Here is a 22,905-nt window from a genome sequence, read left to right as displayed (position 1 = left end):
CGAAGCCTTCGCCGCACAATCCCTGTCCGTGGCCAAGGAGCTGGAATGGGACGCGAGCAAGGTCAACGTCAACGGCGGCGCCATTGCCATCGGCCACCCGATCGGCGCGTCGGGCTGCCGGGTGCTGGTGACCCTGCTGCATGAAATGCTCAAGCGCGATGCCAAGAAAGGTCTGGCGACCCTGTGTATCGGCGGCGGTCAGGGCGTGGCATTGGCCATCGAGCGCTAACCGGCGCGGACCACCCCCGCAACAACCGCCCCCTGTAGGAGCTGGCTTGCCAGCGAAGGCACCCGTGAGGCCGCTTTCGCCAGCAAGCTGGCTCCTACAACTGGCGGGACGCTGGTAAACTGCGGCGCCTTATTCCTCTTCTCCAAGGCGCCCTGCATGTCTTCCTTGAATCAGGCGCTGCGCGCCGCCCTCGATCACCGTCAAGACCTGCTCGCCGAACTGCACCAGCAAGGTACCGACTGCTATCGCCTGTTCCACGGCAGCCAGGAAGGTGCCGGTGGCCTGACCGTCGACCGTTATGGGCCGCAACTGCTGGTACAGAGCTTTCACCAGACGCTGGAACGCGATGCCCTGCTGCAACTGCACGAGACCATCAATCAACAGCTGAACCTGTCGACCCTGCTGGTCTACAACGATCGCTCCCGAGGCAACTCGCGTATCGACCGTGAAGACTCGGTGTACCGCGCCGAGGACAGCGCCCTGGCGGATCTGGTCGGCCACGAATGGGGACTGAATTATCGAGTCCGTGGCCGTCATGCCGGGCAAGACCCGTTGCTGTTTCTCGACCTGCGCAACGCTCGCGGCTGGGTCAAGCAGCACAGTGCCGGGAAAAGCGTGCTCAATCTTTTTGCCTATACCTGTGGCGTCGGCCTCAGCGCTGCAGCCGGAGGCGCCCGGGAGGTCTGCAACCTGGACTTCGCCGAAGGCAATCTGGCGGTAGGTCGGGAAAACGGCCAACTCAACCCGCAGCTACCCGGCATGCAGTTCGTGCAGTCGGACTACTTCCCAGCGATCCGCCAACTGGCGGGCCTGCCCATCAGTCAGCGACGCGGACAGAAGCTCCCCAGCTACCCACGTCTTGAACAACGCCAATACGATCTGGTCCTGCTGGACCCTCCTGCTTGGGCCAAGAGTGCCTTCGGCACCGTCGACCTGCTGCGTGATTACCAGAGCCTGCTGAAGCCGGCACTGCTGGCCACCGCCGAAGAGGGTGTGCTGATCTGCTGTAACAACCTGGCCAAGGTGTCGTTGCAGGACTGGCGAGAGCAAGTGTTGCGCTGTGCCGAGAAAGCCGGGCGGCCTGTGCGCGATTGCCAGGTCCTTGCCCCTGCTGCGGACTTCCCTTCCCAGGACGGACAACCGCCGCTGAAAACACTGATCCTGCAACTTTGATCAAGGGCAAAAAATCTGAACAATCCTGAAGACTGTGATGGTTTCGGAACCGTAAACGCGTGCCATACTCCAAGGCACTTCCGATTCAGATAGATGAAGCCTCGCATGACCAAAGGATTGATTCGCGCTCTCTGCGCCTTGTTGACCGCTCTCGCCCTTTACAGTCTGCTGGGCTTTCTGATTTTGCCGGGCATTGCCTTGCGGGTGGCCAACCAGCAACTGGCCAACTACGCCACGACTCCGGCTCATATTCAGCGTATCGAACTCAACCCCTTCAGCCTGGAACTGACCCTCTGGGGCCTGAGCATCGGCGAACCGGGCAAGGAGCAAATTGCCTTCGAGCGCCTTTACGCCAATCTGCAATTGGACAGTCTGTGGAAACGCGCCCTGCATCTGGCGGACGTCGAACTGGACCAGCCCAAGACCGAGATCCTCTTTGACAAGGAAGGCAAGCTCAACCTCCTGGCCCTGTTCAAGCTGCCTGCCAGCGAACCGACCCCGAGCGATCCCGACGCCAAGCCGTTTCCCGTTCGCATTGAACGCATCAAGCTGGCGGGCGGCTATCTGCACTTCAAGGACCTGCGCCCCAGCGAGCCCATCGAGTTTCTCTACAACAAACTCGACTTTGAATTGAAGAACCTCAGCACCCTGCCGGATGACAGCGCCGACATGACCCTGGTGGCCACCGGCCCGGAAGGCGGACAGATCGACTGGAGCGGCAACTTCAGCGTGACCCCGCTGACTTCCGAAGGCACCTTGAAAGTCACCGACGGCAAGATGAAAGCCTGGTGGCCCTATGTACGTGATGCCGTACCGCTGGTGCTGGAAGACGGCGTGGTAAACCTCAGCACCCACTATAAATTCAGCCTGACCAAGGAAACCGAACTGCTCCTGGACAATACCTCCATCAGCATTGCTCCATTTGCCATCAAGGCCCCGGACGGTCGCCCCCTGGCGCGCCTGGAGCGCCTGGATATCAGCGAAGCAATGGTGGACCTGGCCAAGCAGCACGTAATAGTCGGCAAGATCCGCAGCCAGAAGCTGGAGACCTGGGCCGCCCTTGAAGCCGATGGCCAACTGGACTGGCAAAAGCTCTTCGCCAGCCAACCCGCCAAGCCGGCCGCCAAGCCTCAGCCAGCCACAGCCGACACCCCCAAGGATCCCGCAGCCCCCGGCAAGCCCTGGCAGGTTCTGCTCAAGGACGTGGAGCTGCGCAACTATCAGGTGCACCTGGCCGACCGCCAGGCCAAACCGGCCGTGGCCCTGGATGTGGGCCCGCTGAACCTGGACCTGAAGAACTTCGACAGCCTCAACCAGTCGCCTTTCACCCTAAAGCTCGATACCGGCCTGGGTAAACAAGGCAAGGTCAGCGCCACCGGCGAGGTCAACCTCAACCCCATCACCGCCAAACTCAAGGTGCAGACCAAAGACATCGACCTGCGGGTCGCCCAGTCCTACATCAGCCCGTTCATTCGCCTGGAACTGCGTAGCGGCATGCTCGGCAGTGACCTGGCGGTGGACCTGAAGAAAGTCGAGCCGCTGACTTTCAGCATCACCGGCCGGGCCGAAGTGGATCAGTTGCACACCCTGGACACCCTCAAGACCCGCGACTTCGTAAAGTGGAAACAAGTGGTGGTGGAGGGCCTGAACTATCAGCACGGTGACAGCCTGACCATCAGCCGAGTCAACCTGATGCAGCCTTATGCGCGCTTCATCATCAACGATGACCGCACCACCAATATCGACGACTTGCTGATTCCACAACCCGCAGGTGGCAGCAGCAAATCCTCGGGCAAGCCCGCCCCAAGCTCCAGCAAGCCACTGGGTATTCACATTGGTGAAATCGCCATCAACGATGGTTCGGCCAACTTCGCCGACCTGAGCCTGACACCGAACTTCGCCACCGCAGTCCAGCAACTCAACGGGCATATCGGCACCATCGACAGCCGCCAGGCCAAGCCGGCGGAAGTGGACGTCAAGGGCAAGGTCGACCGTTATGCTCCAGTGACCATCAAGGGCAGCGTCAACCCCTTCGATCCAATGGCCGCACTGGATATCGCCACCAGCTTCAAGCGAGTGGAGCTGACCACCCTGACGCCCTATTCCGGCAAGTTCGCCGGTTTCCGTATTCGCAAGGGCCGACTCAACCTCGACTTGCACTACATGATCACCAAGGGCCAGCTCAAGGCCGAGAACAAACTGGTGGTCGAACAACTGCAACTGGGTGAAAAGGTCGACAGCCCGGACGCCGTGGACCTGCCGATCCGCCTGGCCGTGGCCCTGCTGAAAGACACCGACGGCAAGATTTCCATCGAGTTGCCGATTTCCGGCGACCTCAACAACCCGCAGTTCAGCGTAATGCCAATCGTCTGGCAGACCCTGCGCAATCTGGTGCTGCGAGCAGCCCAGGCACCCTTCAAGTTCATTGGCGGCCTGGTCACTGGCGGCGGTTCCGAAGACCTGAGCAATGTGTCCTTCGCCCCGGGCTCCAGCGAGTTGAGCAAGGAGTCCGAGTCGGCCCTCACCACCCTGGCCAAGGCCCTCAAGGAGCGTCCGACCCTGCGCCTGGAGATCGAAGGCACTAGCGCCCAGAGCAGCGACGGTCCACTGATCGCCGAACAGCGTCTGGAGCGTGAATACCAGTACAACTACTACAAGATCCTGCAACGGCGCGGCGACAAGGTTCCGGCCCAGGCATCCTTGCTGCAGGTTCCCGAGGGCGAGAAATCGCCATTGCTCGAAGGCATCTACCGCACCCGCCTGAAACAGCAACCTCCAGCCGAATGGGCCCAGCTCAGCCGCGACGAGCGCAGTGCCAAACTGCGTGAGGGGCTGATCAAGTTCTGGAGCGGCAGCGACGTGTTGCTGCGCCAACTGGGCCAGGAACGGGCCAGCAGTATCAAGGACTTCCTGGTGGACAAGGGCCAGTTGGCCGATGACCGGGTCTACTTCATTGATGCCAACCTCGGCCAGGCCGAAAGCGACGGCAAGGTGGTCACCCCGCTGCACCTGGACAGCGAGTAAGGCCCGCGCCGCCTTGAGCGGCGTACCCCCGCCTAATAGAACAGGCCCCGACACAATGTGCCGGGGCCTGTAATGATCACATCCTTGTGATCTTCCGCATGAACCCTTGAAAGAAGCGGCAGACGTATCACTTGGCTCGTCTACCGCACCCTCTCCCTGTCCAGGCGAGAAGCTTGGGGTCTTACTCGGCTTTCAGGCCGTCGGCAGAGACCGCTTTAACGCCTTTGATTTTCTTGGTGATTGCCACTGCAGTGGCTTTCTGCGACTCAGTAATGGCCACGGTGGACGACAGCGATACGACGCCCTTGTTGGTTTCAACCTTGATGTCGGTGCCAGGAATGCCTTTCTCGGTTACCAGATCGCTTTTCACTTTGGTGGTGATCCAGGTATCGGAGGTGGCCTCTTTGGCCTTGGTCACTTCACCGGCAGCCACAACCATAGGCGACTGGGTGCTTTGAGTGGTCTGCGCAAATGCTGCGTTGGCCATGGTCAGGGTCAGAGCGGTAGCAGTTGCAGCAGCAATAGCGAACTTCTTCATACGAGTAACTCCTGTTCTTTTAGAAAGCCTGCGCCGTGTCCTGGCAACAGGGTTATGAGGGATATTGCAGGTGCTGTGCCAAGTCTAGACACCATAAAATATCCATAAAAAACAATAACTTATAATAAAGCCGAAAAATCGACATCATGCAAAATGCATGACCGCCCAACAATCTGCATGCAAGTTGCGGCTTTTTCGATGCGGTCCATCAAGCCCGCTGCACAGCAGCCTGCCGAGACTTAGGCGTCGTCCGTAACGCAGCCCTTGGGCGCATAATCGGCCTCCACTGTGGTGGTGCACGTCCATCCGGAAGCTGGCGAACGGCTCAGTACCAGCGTCTTGTTCAACACCGGGCCCGGAGCATTGAGGAGGGTGCAGCCAATACTGCCTTCACCGGTGGCTGCCGTGCCCTCGGCATTCATTCGGCAGTTCGACGTCAGGGGCGTGCCACCGACCAGGGCCAGAGTCGGATCGGTCCCCTGGTTGAGCAGGTCCTCGACATTGACCTTCAGCGCCGACGCCTCGGCCAGCGCGGCAATCATCTTGGCCCGCACCTGGTACTTGGCATACAGCGGCATCGCCACTGTGACGAGAATGCCAATGATGGCTACCACCACCAGCAATTCGATCAGGGTAAAAGCGGATTGATGTTTCATGGGCTGCCTCCTGGCAAGAATGCACCTTGGATAATCAGCAAGGCTTGAAGCATGCCCTGTGCCAGGGTCGCCCCCACGGAATTCAAGGGCTGCAGCGGTGATAGCCCATGGCCTTGAGCGCAAGGAGTCGCACAAACTGACAAATTCCGTCATCTCGTGACCCTATGCGGCAGGTGCCCGGCAGCTAGGCTTCAGGAAGCTCATCCCTGCATCAAGGATCGAACCATGGCGGTAAAAGCACCCGTTGCCAGCGTCTATCTGTGGCAAGGCACCGACGGCCAGGGCCACAAGATGGCCGGCGAGTTGAGCGCTGCAAACCCGGCGCTGATCCGAGCCCAATTGCGCAGGCAGGGCATCACTCCAACTCGGGTACGCCGCAAACCCAGGGTCTGGTTGCGACTGGGTCAGCGGGTCAAGGCCCGGGAGATCGCCCTGTTCACCCGGCAACTGGCAACCCTGATGCAGGCCGGCGTGCCCCTGCTGCAAGCCTTGGAAATCATTGCCGAGAGTTTCGTCCAGCCGTTGATGCGCCAACTGCTGGCCAGCCTCAAGCGCGACATCGAGGCCGGCTCCAGCCTGGCCACGGCGCTGCGCCGGCATCCGCGCCACTTTGACGAGCTGTACTGCAATCTGGTGGATGCCGGCGAACAGGCCGGAGCCCTGGATACCCTGTTGGAAAGGGTCGCCACCTACAGGGAAAAAAGCGAGAACCTCAAGGCCCGGGTAAAAAAGGCCATGGTCTACCCCTTGGCGGTGATCGGCGTAGCCATCCTGGTCAGCAGCATTCTATTGCTCAAGGTGGTTCCCCAATTCCAGAGCCTGTTCGCCGGGTTCAATGCCCAATTGCCGCTACTGACCCAATGGGTCATCGCCCTTTCCCACGTCATCCAGAGCCACGGCGGCTGGTTGCTCAGTGCCGGCCTGCTGATGGGGGGCGGGATCAGGCAGGCCTATCGGCGCTCAGCGCGCCTGCGGGACGCTGTGGATCAGGGACTGCTGCGCCTGCCCTTGGCCGGCCCCCTGCTGCACAAGTCCGCAGTGGCCCGCTACGCCCGCACACTCGCCACCACCTTCGCGGCTGGCGTGCCCCTGGTTCAGGCCCTGGATTCAGTGGCCGGAGCCAGTGGCAACAAGGTCTACAGGCAAGCGGTGGAGCGCATCCGCCAACAGGTGGCCAGTGGCATGCAACTGAACTTTGCCATGCGCGCCAGCGGCGTCTTCCCTACTATGGCGATCCAGATGACCGCCATCGGTGAAGAATCCGGAACGCTGGATCATCTGCTGGAAAAAGTCGCAGCGCATTATGAGGTCGAGGTGGACCACTTGGTCGACAGCCTGACCAGCCTCATGGAGCCGTTGATCATGGTCCTCCTGGGCAGTATCGTCGGCGCCCTGGTGGTAGCCATGTACCTGCCCATCTTTCAACTCGGTACAGCGATCTGAACATGTCCTTGACTGAAGTCATGACCCTTTACCCCATGGCCTTCGTGACTGCCGCCCTGGTGCTGGGGCTACTCGTGGGCAGCTTTCTGAACGTGCTGGTGTGGCGTCTGCCGAAGATGCTTGAACGCGACTGGCGGGCTCAGGCCCACGAAGTGCTGGGACTGGCCCCCGAGCCTGTGACGGCGCCCTACAACCTGCTGCTGCCCCACTCCCAGTGCCCCCATTGCGCACAACCGATCCGGCCCTGGGAGAACATCCCCCTGCTCAGCTATCTGTGGCTGCGGGGCCGTTGTGCTCACTGCAGGACCGCCATCAGCCCGCGCTACCCGCTGACCGAACTGGCTTGCGGGCTGATCTCGGCGTTCGTCGCCTGGCACTTCGGTTTCGGCTGGCCCGCGGGCCTGCTGCTGATCCTCAGCTGGGGGCTGCTGGCCATGAGCCTGATCGACGCCGATCACCAACTGCTGCCGGACGTGCTGGTGTTGCCACTGCTGTGGTTGGGACTGATCGCCAACAGCTTCGGGCTGCTGGCGAGCCTGGAGGATGCCTTGTGGGGCGCAGTGCTCGGCTATCTGTGCCTGTGGTCGGTGTTCTGGCTGTTCAAACTGCTGACCGGCAAGGACGGCATGGGCCACGGCGACTTCAAGCTGTTGGCGATGCTTGGCGCCTGGGGCGGCTGGCAGATCCTGCCGCTGACCTTGCTCCTGTCTTCCCTGGTGGGAGCGATTCTCGGCACTGTCCTGTTGCGCCTGAACCGGGCCAAAACTTCGACGCCCATCCCCTTCGGCCCCTTTCTGGCCATTGCCGGCTGGATTGCCTTGCTCTGGAGTGGTCAAATAACCGACTTCTATTTGCAGTTTGTCGGTTTCCAATGACTCGCTCCGTAAACACACCCTGGACCCTCGGCCTCACCGGCGGCATCGGCAGCGGCAAAAGCGCTGCCGCCCAGCACTTCATCGACCTGGGAGTGCATGTGATCGATGCCGATCACGCCGCTCGCTGGGTGGTGGAGCCCGGGCGCCCGGCCCTGGAACAGATTGCCCGGCACTTTGGTGACGGCGTGTTGCAGGCCGATGGCCAACTGGATCGTGCGGCCCTGCGCAAGCTGATCTTCGAAGTCCCCGAACAGCGACGCTGGCTGGAGGCGCTATTGCACCCGCTGATTGCCGAGGAGATCGTCAGCCATCTGGCCCGTGCCGAATCGCCCTATGCGATTCTGGTGTCGCCACTGCTGATCGAGTCAGGCCAGTCACGGATGACCCAACGGATTCTGGTGATCGATGTGCCGCAACAATTGCAGATCGAACGCACCTTGCAGCGCGACCAGATCAGCGAACAGCAGGTCCAGGCGATTCTTCAGGCCCAGGCCAGCCGCGAGGAGCGCCTGCGTCACGCCGACGATGTGCTGGTCAATGACCGCGATCAGGCCTGGTTGCGCAGTGAGGTCGAACGCCTGCATCACTTTTACCTAACTTTGCGTGGAGGCCAGTCATGAGCCAACCCCTGACCGTTGAATGCCCAACCTGTGGCGCCCCCGTGGAATGGACCGCGGCCAACACCAACCGGCCGTTCTGTTCCGACCGTTGCAAATTGATCGATCTGGGGGCCTGGGCTGCCGAGGAACACAAGATTCCAGTGAGCCCGGATGCCGAGGACGAACTGTTCTCGGAAGAACTGCCGCCCCGCGCTCACTGAGTGCTCGAACCGACGCCGATCAGGGCCGCATGAAGCTGTAGTCCTGATCGTCATCGAGGTTCTCCGCGAGGAACTGCAACTCGTCAGCCAGATCCTCGATGCTACGTACACTCTTGCTCTGCTGCACCACCGCACTGAGCAGCGCCCGCAGGCTCAACCCCGCTTCAAATCCTTCCTGCTGGGCACTGTGCAGACTGTCGCACACTTCCTGCCGAGCCCACTGATAGACACTCATGACCGCACTCCTGAGATTTTTGCCGAGCATGCAGCGCGGCCCCAGGCTCGGAGTTGATATGGATCAAGGGCGCGGGTCCTCATCCTTCCAGGGCGCAGAGAGGTAGCGGGTGCGATTGAAGGTTTCCAGCCATTCCGGGCAGAACACCACCAGGGCACTGATCACCATGCCGTTGATAAATGCCTCCGGAAAGATGATCAGCCAAAGGTAACCGACAAAATCCTCCAGCCATTCGGGCATGACAAAACGCCCGTCGAGCCACAAGAGCCCCAGGCCGCAAAGCAGGCAGAACAGCGCCGACAGGGCCGCCGCGAAGAACCCGGAGCAGAAGATATAGACGAAGGGGTTGCGCGGCTGGGCCCGTTCCACCAGCCAGGCACAGGCCTCGGTTACCGCCACCGGCAACAGGATCAGCAAAACGCCATTGACCCCCAGCGCCGCCAGGTCCTGCCGCCCCAGGGCCAGCAACCCCAGTTGCGCAATCAGGCCACCGACAATCGCCAGAGGCCAGTCCAGCAGTAAGGTCACCGCCGTCATGCCGATGAAGTGATAGGACACTCCTGTGTCGAAATCCCGGCGCACCAACCACAGCAGAAACAGCGCAAACACTGTTCCGAACAGTAAATGCTGACGGCGACTATCGGTGAACAGCTCGACCCAGGGCGCCCTCAGCACCGCCCAGATCACTACCGCCACATACAGCAGCCAACCGATGCTCAGGCTTTCCGGTGACAGCAGCGCCGCGCTGATCATGGCCGGACTTTCTCCAGCGCGGCCTGCAGTTGCTCGACGGTAGCGAATTCCTGCCGAGACACCAATTGGCCATCCTGCAGTTGCAGCCACAGGACCTTGTCCTCGGCGGCAGGGTAACGAGAGGCCACACGCCCTTCGCGGTCGAGCATCACCCGGTAGGGATAGTCACGCATGGCCGGCACCGCGAACAGCTTGGCGATCAGCGCTGGCATGCGCTGGATATCCGCGACAAACACCCCGTGACGCGCCTGCAGATAATCCTTGGGCTTGTCCTTGAGCGCCCCGTTCACCACCTTGGCCGCGTCCATACCTCGCGCCACCAGAAGGATCTGCGCCTGGGAATCGAGGCTGTAGGCTTGATCGAACTGATCCAGCAAGGTCCAGGGTGCCAGACGCTCACCGACTTCAAGGGCCTGGGCCCACAAGGGCAACAGGCCCAGCAACAGAATTGACCAGCGCTTCACTGCACACTCCTTATCGAGGGGTAGGACGGCAAACAGTCTACACCGCCCCTTGGCAGCCTCCAGCAGGCACTGCCGGAGACCGGGTGCAGAGGTTTTTCGAGAAGCGTAGTTTTTAAGGTCATATTTGAGCGCTAAGCTTGGGGATATGGATGACTCAGATTTTTTGCGCCTGCTCACCATTCAGGCCGAACAAGCCAACGCGTTTCTGTCCAATGCCCGCAAATGGGAGCGTGAGCGTTGGGTCTGCCAGCGCCTGCTGCAAGGCCTGAATATTCCCTATCGCAACGACGAATTCAGCGCCGCTGGGCAGGAGCCGCCGGATGTGCTGTTTCGCGATGCCAGCTTCGAGGTGTTCTTCGTCCTTGATGAAGGCCGCCGACTCAATGATGAATGGCGCGACGAGCTGCAACGCCGGCGCAGCGCATTTTCCCTGAGCCAACTGGTACGGCGCGAAGCCAAGCCCAAGCGCATCCCGGCCAACGAACTGTTGCTGCGCCTGGCGCCGACCCTGCGCAAAAAGGCCCACAACTACAAGGAGCGGGGGATGGACCTGGGGGAACTGGACATCATTGCCTTCGCCGCCCTCAAGCGCGAAGTGCTGGACCTGAACAGCCACTTCCCACCGCCCACCGAATACCTGCGCCAGGGCTGGCGGTCGCTGTCGCTGGTGGGACCGACCTTCGCCCGGGTGCTGTTCGCCCACCCGGATGCGCCGGAGTTTCTGCGCAGCAACCTGGGCCGCAGTATCGTTTTCGACGTCGGCATCAGTTTGTAAAGTCCGTCAATCCGCCTCCCGTGGGCATGGCGCAATATCCCGAGCAATGGTAAAAAAGCGCTCTTGCCTGCCAACGCCGGGATCTCGTCATCGAGCCCCCACGCGACAGCGGCTATGCTCGGTAAATGCTCGATTGCATCGCGCTGTAACATTCCCCTGTGTTGCGACGTCTACCTGACGAGGCCCTTTATGAGCAGCCGCCTGAACCCCGACGACCAACGCCATGTCGAAGAATACCTGCAACTGCCCCAGCACCGAGTCGAGCGCCGGCCCTTTCGGCCGTGGATGCTCCTTGTGGTGGTGGTCGTGGTGACGGTCGCCCTGGGCCTGTTGAGCCGTTTTATCAGTTACCTGACGCTATGAGCTGCATCGCGCTCGCTCGGTTGACTGCACCGATTTCTTTTAGCCTTGCGAGATATCCCCATGACTCATCGTATTGTCATCGTTGGCGGCGGCGCCGGCGGCCTGGAGTTGGCGACCCGCCTGGGTAAGACTCTGGGCAAGCGCGGCACCGCCAGTGTGATGCTGGTGGACGCCAACCTGACCCATATCTGGAAACCCCTGCTGCATGAAGTGGCCGCCGGCTCACTGAACTCCTCTGAAGACGAACTCAACTACGTTGCCCAAGCAAAATGGAACCACTTCGAGTTCCAGCTGGGCCGTATGAGCGGGCTCGATCGTCAACAGAAAAAGATCCAACTGGCTGCCACCTATGACGAGGAAGGCACAGAACTGTTGCCGGCCCGTGAATTGGGCTACGACACCTTGGTGATCGCCGTGGGCAGTACCACCAACGACTTCGGCACCCAGGGTGCCGCCCAGCATTGCCTGTTCCTCGACACCCGCAAGCAGGCCGAGCGCTTTCACCAGCAACTGCTCAATCACTACCTGCGAGCCCACGCCGGGCAGACAGATGCCGTGGAACAGATCAGCGTAGCCATCGTCGGCGCCGGTGCCACCGGTGTGGAGTTGGCGGCGGAACTGCACAACGCCGCCCATGAGCTGGCCGCCTACGGTCTGGACCGGATCCTCCCAGAAAACATGCACATCACCCTGATCGAAGCTGGGCCACGGGTGCTGCCGGCCCTGCCCGAGCGCATCAGCGGGCCGGTGCACAAGACCCTGGAGAAACTCGGGGTCAAAGTACTGACCAACGCGTCAGTCAGTGAAGTCACCGCCGACAGTCTGATCACCGCTGATGGCCAAACCATTCCCGCCAGCCTCAAGGTGTGGGCAGCAGGCATTCGCGCGCCGGGTTTCCTCAAGGACATCGACGGCCTGGAAACCAACCGCATCAACCAGCTCCAGGTACTGCCAACCCTGCAGACCACCCGTGACGAGAACATCTTCGCCTTCGGCGACTGCGCCGCCTGCCCGCAACCGGGCAGCGACCGTAATGTGCCGCCACGGGCCCAGGCTGCGCACCAGCAAGCCTCATTGCTGGCCAAGTCGCTGAAACTGCGCATCGAAGGCAAGGATCTGCCGACCTACAAGTACACCGACTACGGCTCGCTGATCTCCCTATCGCGCTTCTCGGCGGTGGGCAACCTGATGGGCAATCTCACCGGCAGTGTGATGCTCGAAGGCTGGCTGGCGAGGATGTTCTACATCTCGCTCTACCGCATGCACCAGATGGCACTGTACGGGGTGTTCCGCACGGCGATGCTGATGCTCGGCAGCCGGATTGGACGAGGCACCGACCCACGCTTGAAGTTGCACTAAGCGCTTGAACGTACGCCCCGCTACGCAAGGTAGCGGGGCGCATGGGCGGGCTACAGGCACTCATCCAGAAAGCTCACCACCGTTCCCATACAGGCAACCCGCTCCTCGATATGAGGCATGTGGCTGGAGTTCTCGAACAGTGCCCAGCGGATGTCCGGAACGTTCTCCAGATAGGGCTTGACCACTGCTGGAGTCGCTTCGTCGTAACGTCCTGAGATCAGCAGACTCGGCACCTTGATCCGTGGCAGGCGCTCGACAATGCTCCAGTCCTGCAGGTTGCTCAGTAGAGGGAAGTTCTCAGCCCGCTGCGGCGCACCTTCCATCGCGGTAGCGCAACATCCCCTGGAAAAGATTCGCACCACCTCTTCCGGCCAAGGCCGAAGCCGGCAAACGTGCCGCTCAAAATATACTTGCGAGGCCTGCACATATTCGGCGCTATGGAGGGTTCCAGCCTGTTCGTGGCCAATCAGCGTCTGCAAGACCCCCTCTGGCAAAGCCTCACGCAAACCCAGGGTTTCAGCCTGCCAGGTCCGCATGTCGGCCGGAGCATTGGCAATGATCAGGGCACGCAGGCCCGCTGGGGCCAACGCGGCATGCTCGCTGGCCAGAGCCCCACCCCAGGAATGCCCGAGCAAGGCGTAATCCTCACTGATGCGCAGGTGATCCAGAAGATTGTTCAGTTCCTCCAGATACAATTCGACGCTCCAGAATGAACAGGGCTTGCCCTCCAGGTGAGTGGAGAATCCACTGCCGAGGTGATCGAACTGAACGATTGCCCGGCCACTGGCAGCTACATCCCTGAAGGCATCCACAGTGTCATAAGTGCAGCCCGGGCCACCGTGCAGTATCACCAGGGGCGTCAGACCATTCCGCAGATCCCCCGTCACCCGATACCAGGTCTGCCAGGAGCCAAAGGAGGCATAACCTTCCTGTGGTGGTTTACTTGCTTTCATTGCGCATCACTCCCTGATGACGATCACCCTGTGTCTTTCAATCTTCGGCCTGCACCCAGCATCAGCGATAAGACAGGGCCACTTGTGCTCGCTTCAGTTTTCCAACAAACGATAGTGAACTGCTCGAACCACGGCCTGAACCCGATTCTTGGCGCCCAACTTGTGCATCGCCGAGGTCAGATGCAGGTTGATGGTGGCCACGGAACGCTGCAGGCGCTCAGCAATTTCGCCGGAGGTCATGCCCTCGGCCGCCCATTTCAGGCACTCGCGCTCACGCCTGGTCAGTTGAACCGGATAGCTGCGAATACTTTTACTGAGCTGCGGATAGAGGTGTTCCTGCAGCGCATGAGAAAGAAGTGTGAAATCCCTCAGGACCTGTTGCAGGTCATGCAAGGCCACCTGGGTACTGCCCGAGCGCAAACCGGTCAGGCTGGCGAAACCACCCCCAGGCAAGTGGATGGGAACGGTCATGCCATGGGACATCTGATGATGCTGCAGGTAACTCGATACCGGCGCGTGCTGCTGACCCATGGCCTGGCGCAAGACGGTTTCCGCCTCGGGCCTGTAGGACCAGATAAAGGGAGAGGTGCTGTCCAGAGCCACCTGCTGGACCGGGTCGATATGGTAATACCCCTCGTCGCACCAGAGTTCCAGCCAGTCCTTTGGGGTATTGCAGACCATTGCACTGGGAATGATCAGCTCGCCTTGCTGATCAAAGGGCACCGGACTGTAGTCGTAAACCAGGGCATCGAACCCCAGCGCCGAGGCCATGTCCATGGTCCCCGCCATTCGCTCATGCAATGAGTTTCCTGGCAAAAGGCGTGTGTTAACTTCCGCGAGCCTGCTTTGCATCCGTTCAGTTTCCTTACTGTCTGATCCTTAACAGCAGGGCCTAGAATGCCACGCTCGATAGGAACCGGCCAGGCAAAACCTATAAGAACTACCAGGTTGTGCTACCCGCCGTCGACGTGCTCTTCATGAACGAGGCCCATGTTGCACCCTCCCCCAGCCCCTTTGAAAAGCAGCGCTGGCGACCACCTCAAGGTCGGTACCACGCATGCCTGCACCGCCCCTATCTGTTGCAATGCCACTTCATGGCCCACCCGAGTGTGGCGCCGCGCATCGCTCATTGCAGACAAGGACCCGTGCCATGCAGATGCCCAAGACCCTTCAGATCCGCAACGGTGAAAAAGTCCCTTCAACCTTCTCCGCGCAGGAGTACGCCCAGCGCCTGAGCACGCTGCGAGCCTACATGGCCCGACAGGATATCGACGCGGCGCTGTTCACCTCGTATCACAACATCAACTACTACGCCGACTTCCTGTATTGCTCTTTCGGCCGCCAGTACGCCCTGGTAGTGACCCGGGAGCGCACAGTGCTGATCAGCGCCAATATCGACGGAGGGCAGCCTGGGCGTCGCGCAGTCTGTGATGCTCAGGTGGTCTACACCGACTGGCAACGGGGCAATTTCTTCGTTGCGGTCAAACAGGCCTTGCCCCAGGCAACACGGCTGGGCCTGGAGTTCGACCAGCTCACCCTGCCCAGCCACCAAGCCTTCGTCGAGCTTTATCCCCGGGCACAACTACTGGATATCGCCGCGCAGTGCATGACCATGCGCATGCTCAAGTCAGCAGAAGAACAGGCGCTGATCCGCCAGGGCGCACGCATCGCCGACATCGGTGGGGCCGCCGCCATCGACGCCCTGCAGGATCAGGTGCCGGAGTACGATGTGGCCCTGCACGCCACACAGGCCATGGTTCGGGAAATCGCCAGGACCTTTCCCGCAGCCGAATTGATGGACACCTGGACCTGGTTTCAATCAGGGATCAATACCGACGGCGCACACAATCCGCTGACCTCGAGGCGAATCAGGCCGGGAGAGATCCTCAGCCTCAACTGCTTCCCGATGATCGCCGGTTACTACACCGCGCTGGAGCGCACACTGTTCCTTGGCCATTGCCCCGACGCTCATCTGCGGGTTTGGGAAATCAACCTCAAGGTGCATGAGGCCGGATTGCGGTTGATCAAACCCGGCGTCCGCTGCAGCGACATTGCCCGAGAGTTGAACGAAATCTACCTGGAACACGACCTGCTGCAATACCGAACCTTCGGCTACGGCCACTCGTTCGGCATCCTCAATCACTACTACGGACGCGAGACCGGGCTGGAGTTTCGTGAGGACGTGGACACAGTGCTGGAGCCCGGCATGGTGGTGTCCATGGAGCCGATGATCAGGTTGCCCGAAGGCAGGCCAGGTGCCGGTGGCTATCGGGAGCACGACATTCTGATCATCAGTTCCCGGGGCGCGGAAAACATCACCCGGCTACCCTATGGACCACAGCACAACATCATCGACCGCTGAAGCGACGATCAGAACCGCCCGGCTCGGATATTCAATGCTCTCTTGATGACTCTGCATCTGCAAAGCAAAAAAACCGTGAAGAGTGCAGCGATTACCGCTGAAATCCAACAAGAAAAATCTTAAGCAACAAGAGCTTTCAGGGCTTATCCAGGATGGGCCCTGAAACCCAATCAAAACATATGCCGTCCATTTCACTTAGGTGCCTGCCCTGGCACTTTTCAAGTCATGCAGAAAGAACAAAATCAGCATGCCCCCATGGTTCAGTTGCGATACAGACACAACTAAGTGAAACCAGACATTACAAGTAGCCGACCCTGTTCACTTCACGGAATCAACGCATTGCGCTTGGCAAACTCCGCCAGGCTTACTTGCGACCCCAACCCCAGCTTCTGCAACAGTCGGGTCTTGTAGGTGCTGACTGTCTTGTTGCTCAAGAACAGTTTTTCTCCAATGGCCTTGTTGGAATAACCCTGTGCCAGGTACTGCAACACAATCATTTCCCGATCGGTCAGCTGGCCTATCTGCTCGGCCTCGGACTGCTGCTCCGCTGCGGGAATGGAAACGTCCAAAGCCAGGGACGGATAAAAGGTGTAACCGGCCAACACTGCATTCAGAGCCACTACCAGATTGCCCAAGTCCTCCTCCTTGTTGACAAAGCCCCGAGCACCAAGCTGAATGCAGCGTCGGCAGAAGCTCTCAATCGACTGCGAGGTCAGCACCAGCACTTCAGTAGGCAGGCCCAGTGCCTTGATGCGCGCAAGCACCTTAAGGCCATCCAGTTTGGGAATACCGATATCGAGGATCACCACATCCGGCCCATGCTCGCGCACCAGCTCCAGCGCATCCAATCCATTGTCTGTTTCGGCCACCACCCGCATGTTGTTCTTTTCCAGCAAAACCTTAACGGCGAGCCGAACAACGGGATGATCGTCAACTATCAATACGCTGTGCATATTGTCACTTCACCTTAAAAACCCGGCCTTCGGGTGAGCCGGACCGCCCGGAAAATATACGTAACCGCACCTCAATCAGCTGCAACTTACGTATCTGTATAAAACGCTGATGTCATATAGGTATTGCGTGTGTAATACCTTGATGCCCCCCAGAAAATTCAGATTCCTGGCAAATAACCAACGATACAAGGGGTTAATGACTTCTCCTTAAGGAATCAGACGGTCTGATTTTTCAATAGGAAATTTCCTACTGTACATGGGGATTTGCCTCATGGCCGCGACTCAAGAGCCTTAAGCACTATGACCGTCAAATAATGACATGAGCCGGCAATGCGACATTTAAATGTTCTGGTTCTGGAAGATGAACCGCTGCAACGCCTGGTTACCGTCACGGCATTGAAAAAAGTGATGCCCGGGCAGGTGCATGAGGCGGCCAGTGGCAGTGAGGCACTCGCGCTGCTGGAGCAGTGCGAAAGGATGGACATTGCCATCTGTGACTTGAAAATGCCCGGAATGGACGGCTTGGCATTTCTGCGCCATGCCAGCCAAAGCGCAAAGCTGCACTCGGTGATCCTGTGCAGCCAGATCGATCCGGTTCTGCGACACACCACCGTCTCGATGATCAAGCGCCTGGGCTTGAACTTCCTCGGTGATCTGGGCAAGCCCTTCAATCTGGAGCGTCTGACCACCTTGCTGACGCGTTATCAGAACCAGCGCCACAGTCTGGTCACAACGCTGAAAAAGTCCGAACTCCCCACCCTGACGGACGTGATTCGCGGCCTGGACAACGGCGAATTCGAACCCTACTACCAACCCAAGGTGACACTCGACAACGCGTCTCTGCAGGGTGCGGAAGCGCTGGCTCGCTGGAATCATCCACAGTTGGGAGTACTGCCGCCTTCACACTTCCTGCACATCATGGAACACCACTGCTTGCTGGACCGCCTGTTCTGGCAGCTGTTCGACCAGGGCCTGGCCCTGCGCCGCAAACTGGCGCAAAAAGGCATCCCCCTGGGTTTCTCGTTCAATCTGCATCCATCACAGCTGGCGTCCCAGACTCTGACCGAATCCATCGCCTCACTGCTCACGCTGTTTCAGGTTCCACCCAGCAGCATCACCTTTGAAATCACCGAAACCAGCCTGATCAGCGCCCCCGCCAGTAGCCTGGAGAACCTGGTACGCCTGCGGGTGATGGGCTGCGGCCTGGCCATGGACGATTTCGGTGCGGGCTACTCCTCCCTGGATCGCCTGTGCGAGCTGCCCTTCAGCCAGATCAAGCTTGACGGCACTTTCGTGCGCAAGATGGGGCATCAACCCAGACGCAGCGCCGTCATCAGCTATACGGTGGCGCTCGCCCGCTCATTGGGCATGTCGTTGATTATCGAAGGAGTGGAAACCCGCGAGCAGCAGGATCGCCTACTGGAGCTGGGATGCGAAGTAGCCCAGGGTTTTCTGTTCGCACGGCCGATGCCGGAAAGTCATTTCATTGCCTACTGCACCCGTTAGTCCCTTGTGACAACAGATCAAAGTGGCGACCCGTCGCACAGGTTCCTGTACCGTCCGCCCCGCGCTCATTGCGTTGTTACTCATTGATAGAGTCATCTGGCCCCCTACTATCTGAAGCGATCATGCATTCACGACTTTTCTGGCTTTTTATCTGCTTGGCGATATTGAGTGCTCAACCGGCAGCGGCCCAGCCTCCGACGTTGCCCAATACGCTGTACAGCACGGTACGCCTCGATCACCACGACCTCGCCCTTGAGGATGAAGACTGGCGCTGGCTGCGCCACAAGTCGGAACTGAAAATCGGCGCCGTGACTACAGAACCGCCCCCCTTCAACGTCAGCTACAACGACAATCACTACGAGGGCATTACCGCTGACGTCAGCGCTCTGATTGGGCAGATGCTCGGGGTTCGCATCAAGATCGTACCCTTCGCCACCCGGGCCGAGGCCATGCAGGCGTTGCAGACTGACAACATCGACCTGCTGGGCAGCTTCAGCTCCGAGCCGCCTGCCGACGCCATCAGGTTCAGCCGACCTTTCGCCGAGGGTCGTTTGGCGCTGTTCAAACGCAATGACGAGTCACGCAAATCTCCCTCCAATCTGGCCGGATTACGAGTTTCTGTGGCCCAGGAACACAGCGCGCAACTGCAGTCACGCTTTCCCTTGGCCCGCTTGATGGTCTATCCCACCCATGACGAGGCCATAGCCGCAGCCGCCTTTGGTCATACCGACATGTACGTGGACGATGTCCTCAGCGCCTACTTCCGTATCAATCGTTCCTACTACGGCTTTCTCAAGTTCGAGCGCTTCGCCGACTTTTCCCGAGGCGGCTACAGCTATGCGCTGCAAGAGGATAACCAGCGCCTGCTGCGGATTCTCAACCAGAGCATCGACGCTATCGGTAAGGAAAAGCTCCTCAGCCTGAGTCGACGCTGGGTAGGTAGCGGCTTCATTCCGTCGGACGAAAAGGTGGCACTGACGCCTGAAGAGTCGCGCTGGATCGCCCGTAATCCGGTGATACGCCTGGTGATCAATGACGACCTGGCGCCCATTGCCTTCTTCGACGCTAACGGCATTTTCTCGGGCGTCACCGCTGAACTGCTGGAAGTAATATCACAGCGCACCGGGCTGTACTTCCAAGTCACCGCTCGCAACGGCGGCTACCCGGAACAGATTGAAGCCTTGCGCAAATCAGAGGCCGACCTGGCCATCATGACCGCCAGTACACAACGTGAGGACAACCTGCGCTTTACCCGTCCCTTTCTGACCAGCCCCTTCGTCCTCGTGACCCAGACCGACAAAGAAGGCAAGGCACAACGGCCAGGGGACCTGACAGACAAGCGCCTGGCCATCCCTAGCGGGCACGTGACACTGCAACATGTGCGCAAGCTCTACCCGAAAGCCGAAGTGATCGAAGTTGGTACCTCGCTGGACGCCATGAACATGGTCTATGCCGGCGGCGCCGATGCCGCAGTGGTGTCATTACCGGCCTCGCGTTACTACATTGTCCGCCTGTTCCAGAATCGCCTGGCGGTTGCCGACCTGATTCACACCAGCCAGGCAACCGCCAGCTTTGCCCTGCGACGAAGCGATTCGGAACTGCAGTCCATCCTCGACAAGGCACTGATCAGCCTCCCGACGGACGACTTGAACGCCATCGCCAACCACTGGCGATCGCCACCGGGCATGAGCAGCGAAACCTGGCGCGACTATGCGTTGATGATCGCCGAGATCATTGCCGGCGCTTCGTTGCTGCTTCTACTGTCGCTGCTCTGGGTCGTCTATCTGCGCCGCAGGGTCAAGGCCGAGAAAACCCTCAATGAACAATTGCGCTTTATCGAGACCCTGGCAGAAAACATGCCTCCGGCCCTCTATATCCGGGACATCGAAGGCAACATGCTGTCCTGCAACCGCAGCTATCTGCAGAGCGTCGGGCTGACTGCCGAAGAAGTCTTGAACAAGACCGTGCAGCAACTGCCCAATGAGCACTTTTCAGCAGAGCCCGACCTGCACCAGAACTACCTGCAAGCGATCAACGACGGCAAGACCATTACCTCCGTGTATGCCGTGCAATTGCAGGGAAAGGACGTCTGGATCGAGCACTGGATTCAGCCATTCCAGGACGCCAACGGTGTCACTAAGGGCGTGATCTGTGGCTGGTTGGACATTACCAAGCACCGTCATCTGGTCCAGGAGCTGAAGGAGGCGAAGAATCTCGCCGACGAGGCCAGCCGGGCCAAGACCACCTTCCTGGCCACCATGAGCCATGAAATACGCACGCCGATGAACGCCATCATCGGCATTCTGGAACTGGCGCTCAAACGCGCCGACAGCGATCGGATCGAGCGCTCCAGCATTGAAATCGCTTACAGCTCGGCCAAAAGCCTGCTGGAGCTCATCGGCGATATCCTCGATATCGCCCGCATCGAGTCCGGACGCCTGAGCCTCTCGCCAAAACGCGCCAACCTGCGCGAACTGGTGGAGTCGGTGGCCCGGGTATTCGAGGGACTCGCCCGGCAGAAATGCCTGAGCCTGATCCTCGAGATCGACTCCAGCATCAACGGCGACGTGCTGGTGGACGGGATGCGCTTCAAGCAGATCCTGTCCAATCTGGTGAGCAATGCCATCAAGTTCACCGAAGCCGGCTTTATCAAGGTGACCATCTCCGGCGATCTGGTGGAAAACTCTTTGCTACGGGTCAGGCTCAGTGTCGAAGACTCGGGAATTGGTATTTCTCCCTGCAGCCAGCAGCATCTGTTCCAACCGTTCGCCCAAGTAGAGCGCAATGTGCAGAACATCGAGGGCACAGGCCTGGGCCTGGTGATTTGCCGTTCCCTGTGCGAAATGATGGGTGGACAGGTGTCGATGAGCAGCGCCCTGGGCCATGGCACCCGGGTGGATGTGGAGCTGCGCCTGCAAGCACTGGAGCGCGTGGCCACCTCTGAGCGTCCGCCTCAGGTCAGGAAGCGCCACATGTACCGTTTGCAGATTCTGGTGGTGGACGATCATCCGGTGAACCGCCAGGTCCTGCAGCAACAACTGTGCTTTCTCGGACATGACGTGTTCGAGGCGGAGAACGGCCTGGAAGCACTGCATCTCTGGCGTGAGCAGGCCTTTGACGTGATCATCACCGACTGTCACATGCCGATCATGAATGGCGCCCAGATGACCCGGGCAATTCGCCAGGAGGAACGGGACAACGCCTGCGAGCCAATGATGATCATCGGCCTGACCGCCGACGCCCAGCAGGAGGAAGTGGAGCGTTGCATCCAGGCGGGAATGAATGATTGCCTGATCAAACCCATCAGCCTGGACGAGCTGGAAGAACGTCTGCTGTCCATGGGACAGGCCGATGAGGGGGAACGCGAGAACCAACAGCCCCCGAAGCCAGCCAGCGCCCGCTCTCCCCGGGTATTCGACCTGGAGTCCTTGCATACCTTGGTGGGCAGCGAACCGACGATGTTGCATCACATTTTGAGTGAGTTGCTCAGCAACAATCGCACGGACATGCAGAGCCTCGACACCTCGCTCCAGAAGCAGGCGACAGCCGAGCTGGCAGAGTTGGCGCACCGCATCAAGGGTGCTGCGCGCGTGGTCAAGGGCGAACAATTGGTAGAGAGCTGTCGCCAGCTAGAAGATGCCTGCCTGAGCCCTGACCTGTCCCTGGACATGGTCACGGAATGCGTGGAACAGGTGAAACAGGCCATCGTCACCCTCGAACAGCGCCTGCTTGAACAACGCAAGGCCTGGGAAGAACTGCCCCTCGGCTGACAACAAGGCGGCTGCCTCCCGGGCGGCCCCTTGATTCAGCGCTTTTTTGCAGACAAACGAAAAAGGGCACCTCTAGAGGTGCCCTTTTTCGTGAATATGGTCGGGGTAAGGGGATTCGAACTCCTGACATCCTGCTCCCAAAGCAGGCGCGCTACCGGACTGCGCTATACCCCGGTAAAAAAAAGGCACCTACAAGAGGCGCCTTCCTCGATCAGCGCTTTTGGCCTCTGATCTTAAGATTCGATTCCAGCGAACTGGTTTCAAAAATGGTGGGTCGTGTGGGATTCGAACCTACGACCAATTGGTTAAAAGCCAACTGCTCTACCAACTGAGCTAACGACCCAAAAATGGTCGGGGTAAGGGGATTCGAACTCCTGACATCCTGCTCCCAAAGCAGGCGCGCTACCGGACTGCGCTATACCCCGGTTTGAAATTGGCTCCGTGACCAGGACTCGAACCTGGGACCCAATGATTAACAGTCATTTGCTCTACCGACTGAGCTATCACGGAACTACATATTTCAAGCTACAACGTTTTTACTTCATCCTCTTCGACTTGCCCGTATCGCTACGTTCATGTCTCTGAGGCGCGCTATTTTACAATCTTAAAAACCCCTGTCAACCCCTTAAATTGCTTTTAAGACAATGATTTGCG

At 59.5% G+C, this 22,905-nt stretch carries 20 protein-coding genes, 4 tRNA genes and 1 pseudogene; 13 read left to right on the top strand and 12 right to left on the bottom strand.

Features of this window, described 5'->3' with window-relative positions:
• From FW796_RS28350 to FW796_RS28340, 3 genes and pseudogenes are all read left to right on the top strand, one after another.
• A pseudogene (locus tag FW796_RS28350) lies at window positions 1-229 on the top strand (acetyl-CoA C-acetyltransferase); the annotation flags it as partial.
• Window positions 230-385: 156 nt separating this feature from the next.
• Window positions 386-1,402: a class I SAM-dependent rRNA methyltransferase gene (locus tag FW796_RS28345; protein ID WP_446440441.1), complete on the top strand. Its 1,017-nt coding sequence runs from the start codon at window positions 386-388 to the stop codon at window positions 1,400-1,402.
• Window positions 1,403-1,507: 105 nt separating this feature from the next.
• Window positions 1,508-4,426, top strand: a complete 2,919-nt coding sequence (locus FW796_RS28340; protein WP_446440440.1) for a DUF748 domain-containing protein — start codon at window positions 1,508-1,510, stop codon at window positions 4,424-4,426.
• Between the two features lie 181 nt (window positions 4,427-4,607).
• On the opposite strand, the gene FW796_RS28335 is transcribed toward FW796_RS28340, so the two are convergent.
• Window positions 4,608-4,964 carry a BON domain-containing protein gene (locus tag FW796_RS28335; protein WP_346636016.1) on the bottom strand — a complete coding sequence of 119 codons (357 nt, stop codon included), beginning with the start codon at window positions 4,962-4,964 and terminating at the stop codon, window positions 4,608-4,610.
• A gap of 239 nt (window positions 4,965-5,203) precedes the next feature.
• Window positions 5,204-5,620: a pilin gene (locus FW796_RS28330; RefSeq protein WP_446440439.1), complete on the bottom strand. Its 417-nt coding sequence runs from the start codon at window positions 5,618-5,620 to the stop codon at window positions 5,204-5,206.
• A gap of 225 nt (window positions 5,621-5,845) precedes the next feature.
• Between FW796_RS28330 and FW796_RS28325 the strand changes: the two genes are divergently transcribed.
• Genes FW796_RS28325 through yacG form a run of 4 tightly spaced genes read left to right on the top strand, consistent with a single transcriptional unit; the run spans window position 5,846 to window position 8,758 of the window.
• The gene (locus FW796_RS28325; RefSeq protein ID WP_446440438.1) at window positions 5,846-7,063 is read left to right on the top strand and encodes a type II secretion system F family protein; all 1,218 of its coding nucleotides are present in this window, start codon (window positions 5,846-5,848) and stop codon (window positions 7,061-7,063) included.
• Window positions 7,064-7,065: 2 nt separating this feature from the next.
• Complete coding sequence (locus tag FW796_RS28320) at window positions 7,066-7,938, top strand: prepilin peptidase (RefSeq protein WP_404937692.1); 873 nt, start codon at window positions 7,066-7,068, stop codon at window positions 7,936-7,938.
• On the top strand, window positions 7,935-8,558 hold the full coding sequence (coaE, locus tag FW796_RS28315) for a dephospho-CoA kinase (protein ID WP_346636012.1): 624 nt from the start codon (window positions 7,935-7,937) through the stop codon (window positions 8,556-8,558). Before FW796_RS28320 ends, coaE begins: the two co-directional genes overlap by 4 nt.
• The gene (yacG, locus tag FW796_RS28310) at window positions 8,555-8,758 is read left to right on the top strand and encodes a DNA gyrase inhibitor YacG (protein WP_060841142.1); all 204 of its coding nucleotides are present in this window, start codon (window positions 8,555-8,557) and stop codon (window positions 8,756-8,758) included. Before coaE ends, yacG begins: the two co-directional genes overlap by 4 nt.
• 19 nt (window positions 8,759-8,777) lie before the next feature.
• On the opposite strand, the gene FW796_RS28305 is transcribed toward yacG, so the two are convergent.
• The 3 genes from FW796_RS28305 to FW796_RS28295 all read right to left on the bottom strand — a co-directional run bounded on the left by FW796_RS28305 (window position 8,778) and on the right by FW796_RS28295 (window position 10,210).
• Window positions 8,778-8,993: a hypothetical protein gene (locus FW796_RS28305; protein ID WP_446440437.1), complete on the bottom strand. Its 216-nt coding sequence runs from the start codon at window positions 8,991-8,993 to the stop codon at window positions 8,778-8,780.
• 63 nt (window positions 8,994-9,056) lie between these two features.
• Window positions 9,057-9,746, bottom strand: coding sequence for an energy-coupling factor ABC transporter permease (locus FW796_RS28300; RefSeq protein WP_346636010.1), 690 nt, complete (start codon window positions 9,744-9,746; stop codon window positions 9,057-9,059).
• On the bottom strand, window positions 9,743-10,210 hold the full coding sequence (locus tag FW796_RS28295; protein ID WP_346636009.1) for an FAD/FMN-containing dehydrogenase: 468 nt from the start codon (window positions 10,208-10,210) through the stop codon (window positions 9,743-9,745). Before FW796_RS28295 ends, FW796_RS28300 begins: the two co-directional genes overlap by 4 nt.
• A gap of 145 nt (window positions 10,211-10,355) precedes the next feature.
• On the opposite strand from FW796_RS28295, the gene FW796_RS28290 reads away from it, so the two are divergent.
• The 3 genes from FW796_RS28290 (at window position 10,356) to FW796_RS28280 (ending at window position 12,707) form a co-directional block, all read left to right on the top strand.
• On the top strand, window positions 10,356-10,985 hold the full coding sequence (locus FW796_RS28290) for a DUF1780 domain-containing protein (RefSeq protein WP_123724495.1): 630 nt from the start codon (window positions 10,356-10,358) through the stop codon (window positions 10,983-10,985).
• Window positions 10,986-11,174: 189 nt separating this feature from the next.
• Window positions 11,175-11,348 (top strand): DUF3094 family protein, encoded by a 174-nt coding sequence (locus tag FW796_RS28285; protein ID WP_043274580.1) that lies wholly within the window; start codon window positions 11,175-11,177, stop codon window positions 11,346-11,348.
• Between the two features lie 60 nt (window positions 11,349-11,408).
• On the top strand, window positions 11,409-12,707 hold the full coding sequence (locus FW796_RS28280; protein WP_102865469.1) for an NAD(P)/FAD-dependent oxidoreductase: 1,299 nt from the start codon (window positions 11,409-11,411) through the stop codon (window positions 12,705-12,707).
• A 50-nt stretch (window positions 12,708-12,757) separates the two neighbouring features.
• On the opposite strand, the gene FW796_RS28275 is transcribed toward FW796_RS28280, so the two are convergent.
• Window positions 12,758-13,660, bottom strand: coding sequence for a proline iminopeptidase-family hydrolase (locus tag FW796_RS28275; protein WP_446440436.1), 903 nt, complete (start codon window positions 13,658-13,660; stop codon window positions 12,758-12,760).
• Between the two features lie 93 nt (window positions 13,661-13,753).
• Window positions 13,754-14,512 (bottom strand): LuxR family transcriptional regulator, encoded by a 759-nt coding sequence (locus tag FW796_RS28270; protein WP_346636007.1) that lies wholly within the window; start codon window positions 14,510-14,512, stop codon window positions 13,754-13,756.
• Window positions 14,513-14,810: 298 nt separating this feature from the next.
• Here FW796_RS28270 and FW796_RS28265 point away from each other — a divergent pair, with 298 nt between their 5' ends.
• Window positions 14,811-16,022: a M24 family metallopeptidase gene (locus FW796_RS28265; RefSeq protein ID WP_446440435.1), complete on the top strand. Its 1,212-nt coding sequence runs from the start codon at window positions 14,811-14,813 to the stop codon at window positions 16,020-16,022.
• 323 nt (window positions 16,023-16,345) lie between these two features.
• Here the strand turns inward: FW796_RS28265 and FW796_RS28260 are convergent, their stop codons facing one another.
• A complete protein-coding gene (locus tag FW796_RS28260; protein ID WP_346636005.1) occupies window positions 16,346-16,975 on the bottom strand; it encodes a response regulator transcription factor in 630 nt (209 codons plus the stop codon).
• 330 nt (window positions 16,976-17,305) lie between these two features.
• On the opposite strand from FW796_RS28260, the gene FW796_RS28255 reads away from it, so the two are divergent.
• Together FW796_RS28255 and FW796_RS28250 are read left to right on the top strand one after the other, a co-directional pair.
• The gene (locus tag FW796_RS28255; protein WP_346636004.1) at window positions 17,306-18,481 is read left to right on the top strand and encodes an EAL domain-containing response regulator; all 1,176 of its coding nucleotides are present in this window, start codon (window positions 17,306-17,308) and stop codon (window positions 18,479-18,481) included.
• A gap of 122 nt (window positions 18,482-18,603) precedes the next feature.
• Complete coding sequence (locus tag FW796_RS28250) at window positions 18,604-22,251, top strand: transporter substrate-binding domain-containing protein (RefSeq protein ID WP_346636003.1); 3,648 nt, start codon at window positions 18,604-18,606, stop codon at window positions 22,249-22,251.
• 97 nt (window positions 22,252-22,348) lie between these two features.
• On the opposite strand, the gene FW796_RS28245 is transcribed toward FW796_RS28250, so the two are convergent.
• From FW796_RS28245 to FW796_RS28230, 4 genes are all read right to left on the bottom strand, one after another.
• A tRNA-Pro gene (locus tag FW796_RS28245) sits at window positions 22,349-22,425 on the bottom strand.
• Window positions 22,426-22,518: 93 nt separating this feature from the next.
• Window positions 22,519-22,594 (bottom strand) — tRNA-Lys (locus tag FW796_RS28240).
• Window positions 22,595-22,599: 5 nt separating this feature from the next.
• Window positions 22,600-22,676, bottom strand: a tRNA-Pro gene (locus FW796_RS28235).
• A 9-nt stretch (window positions 22,677-22,685) separates the two neighbouring features.
• Window positions 22,686-22,761, bottom strand: a tRNA-Asn gene (locus FW796_RS28230).
• Window positions 22,762-22,905: the final 144 nt, after the last annotated feature.

The organism is Pseudomonas sp. 910_21, from assembly GCF_052850735.1.
Note: the sequence above shows the minus strand (reverse complement) of the source record. Positions and strands in the feature narration are given on the sequence as shown.

What these genes read in the sequence shown, in the direction of transcription:
- FW796_RS28345 (WP_446440441.1), top strand. Translation starts at nt 386, where the DNA reads ATGTCTTCCTTGAATCAGGCGCTGCGCGCCGCCCTCGATCACCGTCAA.
- FW796_RS28340 (WP_446440440.1), top strand. Translation starts at nt 1,508, where the DNA reads ATGACCAAAGGATTGATTCGCGCTCTCTGCGCCTTGTTGACCGCTCTC.
- FW796_RS28335 (WP_346636016.1), bottom strand. Translation starts at nt 4,964, where the DNA reads ATGAAGAAGTTCGCTATTGCTGCTGCAACTGCTACCGCTCTGACCCTG.
- FW796_RS28330 (WP_446440439.1), bottom strand. Translation starts at nt 5,620, where the DNA reads ATGAAACATCAATCCGCTTTTACCCTGATCGAATTGCTGGTGGTGGTA.
- FW796_RS28325 (WP_446440438.1), top strand. Translation starts at nt 5,846, where the DNA reads ATGGCGGTAAAAGCACCCGTTGCCAGCGTCTATCTGTGGCAAGGCACC.
- FW796_RS28320 (WP_404937692.1), top strand. Translation starts at nt 7,066, where the DNA reads ATGTCCTTGACTGAAGTCATGACCCTTTACCCCATGGCCTTCGTGACT.
- coaE (WP_346636012.1), top strand. Translation starts at nt 7,935, where the DNA reads ATGACTCGCTCCGTAAACACACCCTGGACCCTCGGCCTCACCGGCGGC.
- yacG (WP_060841142.1), top strand. Translation starts at nt 8,555, where the DNA reads ATGAGCCAACCCCTGACCGTTGAATGCCCAACCTGTGGCGCCCCCGTG.
- FW796_RS28305 (WP_446440437.1), bottom strand. Translation starts at nt 8,993, where the DNA reads ATGAGTGTCTATCAGTGGGCTCGGCAGGAAGTGTGCGACAGTCTGCAC.
- FW796_RS28300 (WP_346636010.1), bottom strand. Translation starts at nt 9,746, where the DNA reads ATGATCAGCGCGGCGCTGCTGTCACCGGAAAGCCTGAGCATCGGTTGG.
- FW796_RS28290 (WP_123724495.1), top strand. Translation starts at nt 10,356, where the DNA reads ATGGATGACTCAGATTTTTTGCGCCTGCTCACCATTCAGGCCGAACAA.
- FW796_RS28285 (WP_043274580.1), top strand. Translation starts at nt 11,175, where the DNA reads ATGAGCAGCCGCCTGAACCCCGACGACCAACGCCATGTCGAAGAATAC.
- FW796_RS28280 (WP_102865469.1), top strand. Translation starts at nt 11,409, where the DNA reads ATGACTCATCGTATTGTCATCGTTGGCGGCGGCGCCGGCGGCCTGGAG.
- FW796_RS28275 (WP_446440436.1), bottom strand. Translation starts at nt 13,660, where the DNA reads ATGAAAGCAAGTAAACCACCACAGGAAGGTTATGCCTCCTTTGGCTCC.
- FW796_RS28270 (WP_346636007.1), bottom strand. Translation starts at nt 14,512, where the DNA reads ATGCAAAGCAGGCTCGCGGAAGTTAACACACGCCTTTTGCCAGGAAAC.
- FW796_RS28265 (WP_446440435.1), top strand. Translation starts at nt 14,811, where the DNA reads ATGCAGATGCCCAAGACCCTTCAGATCCGCAACGGTGAAAAAGTCCCT.
- FW796_RS28260 (WP_346636005.1), bottom strand. Translation starts at nt 16,975, where the DNA reads ATGCACAGCGTATTGATAGTTGACGATCATCCCGTTGTTCGGCTCGCC.
- FW796_RS28255 (WP_346636004.1), top strand. Translation starts at nt 17,306, where the DNA reads ATGCGACATTTAAATGTTCTGGTTCTGGAAGATGAACCGCTGCAACGC.
- FW796_RS28250 (WP_346636003.1), top strand. Translation starts at nt 18,604, where the DNA reads ATGCATTCACGACTTTTCTGGCTTTTTATCTGCTTGGCGATATTGAGT.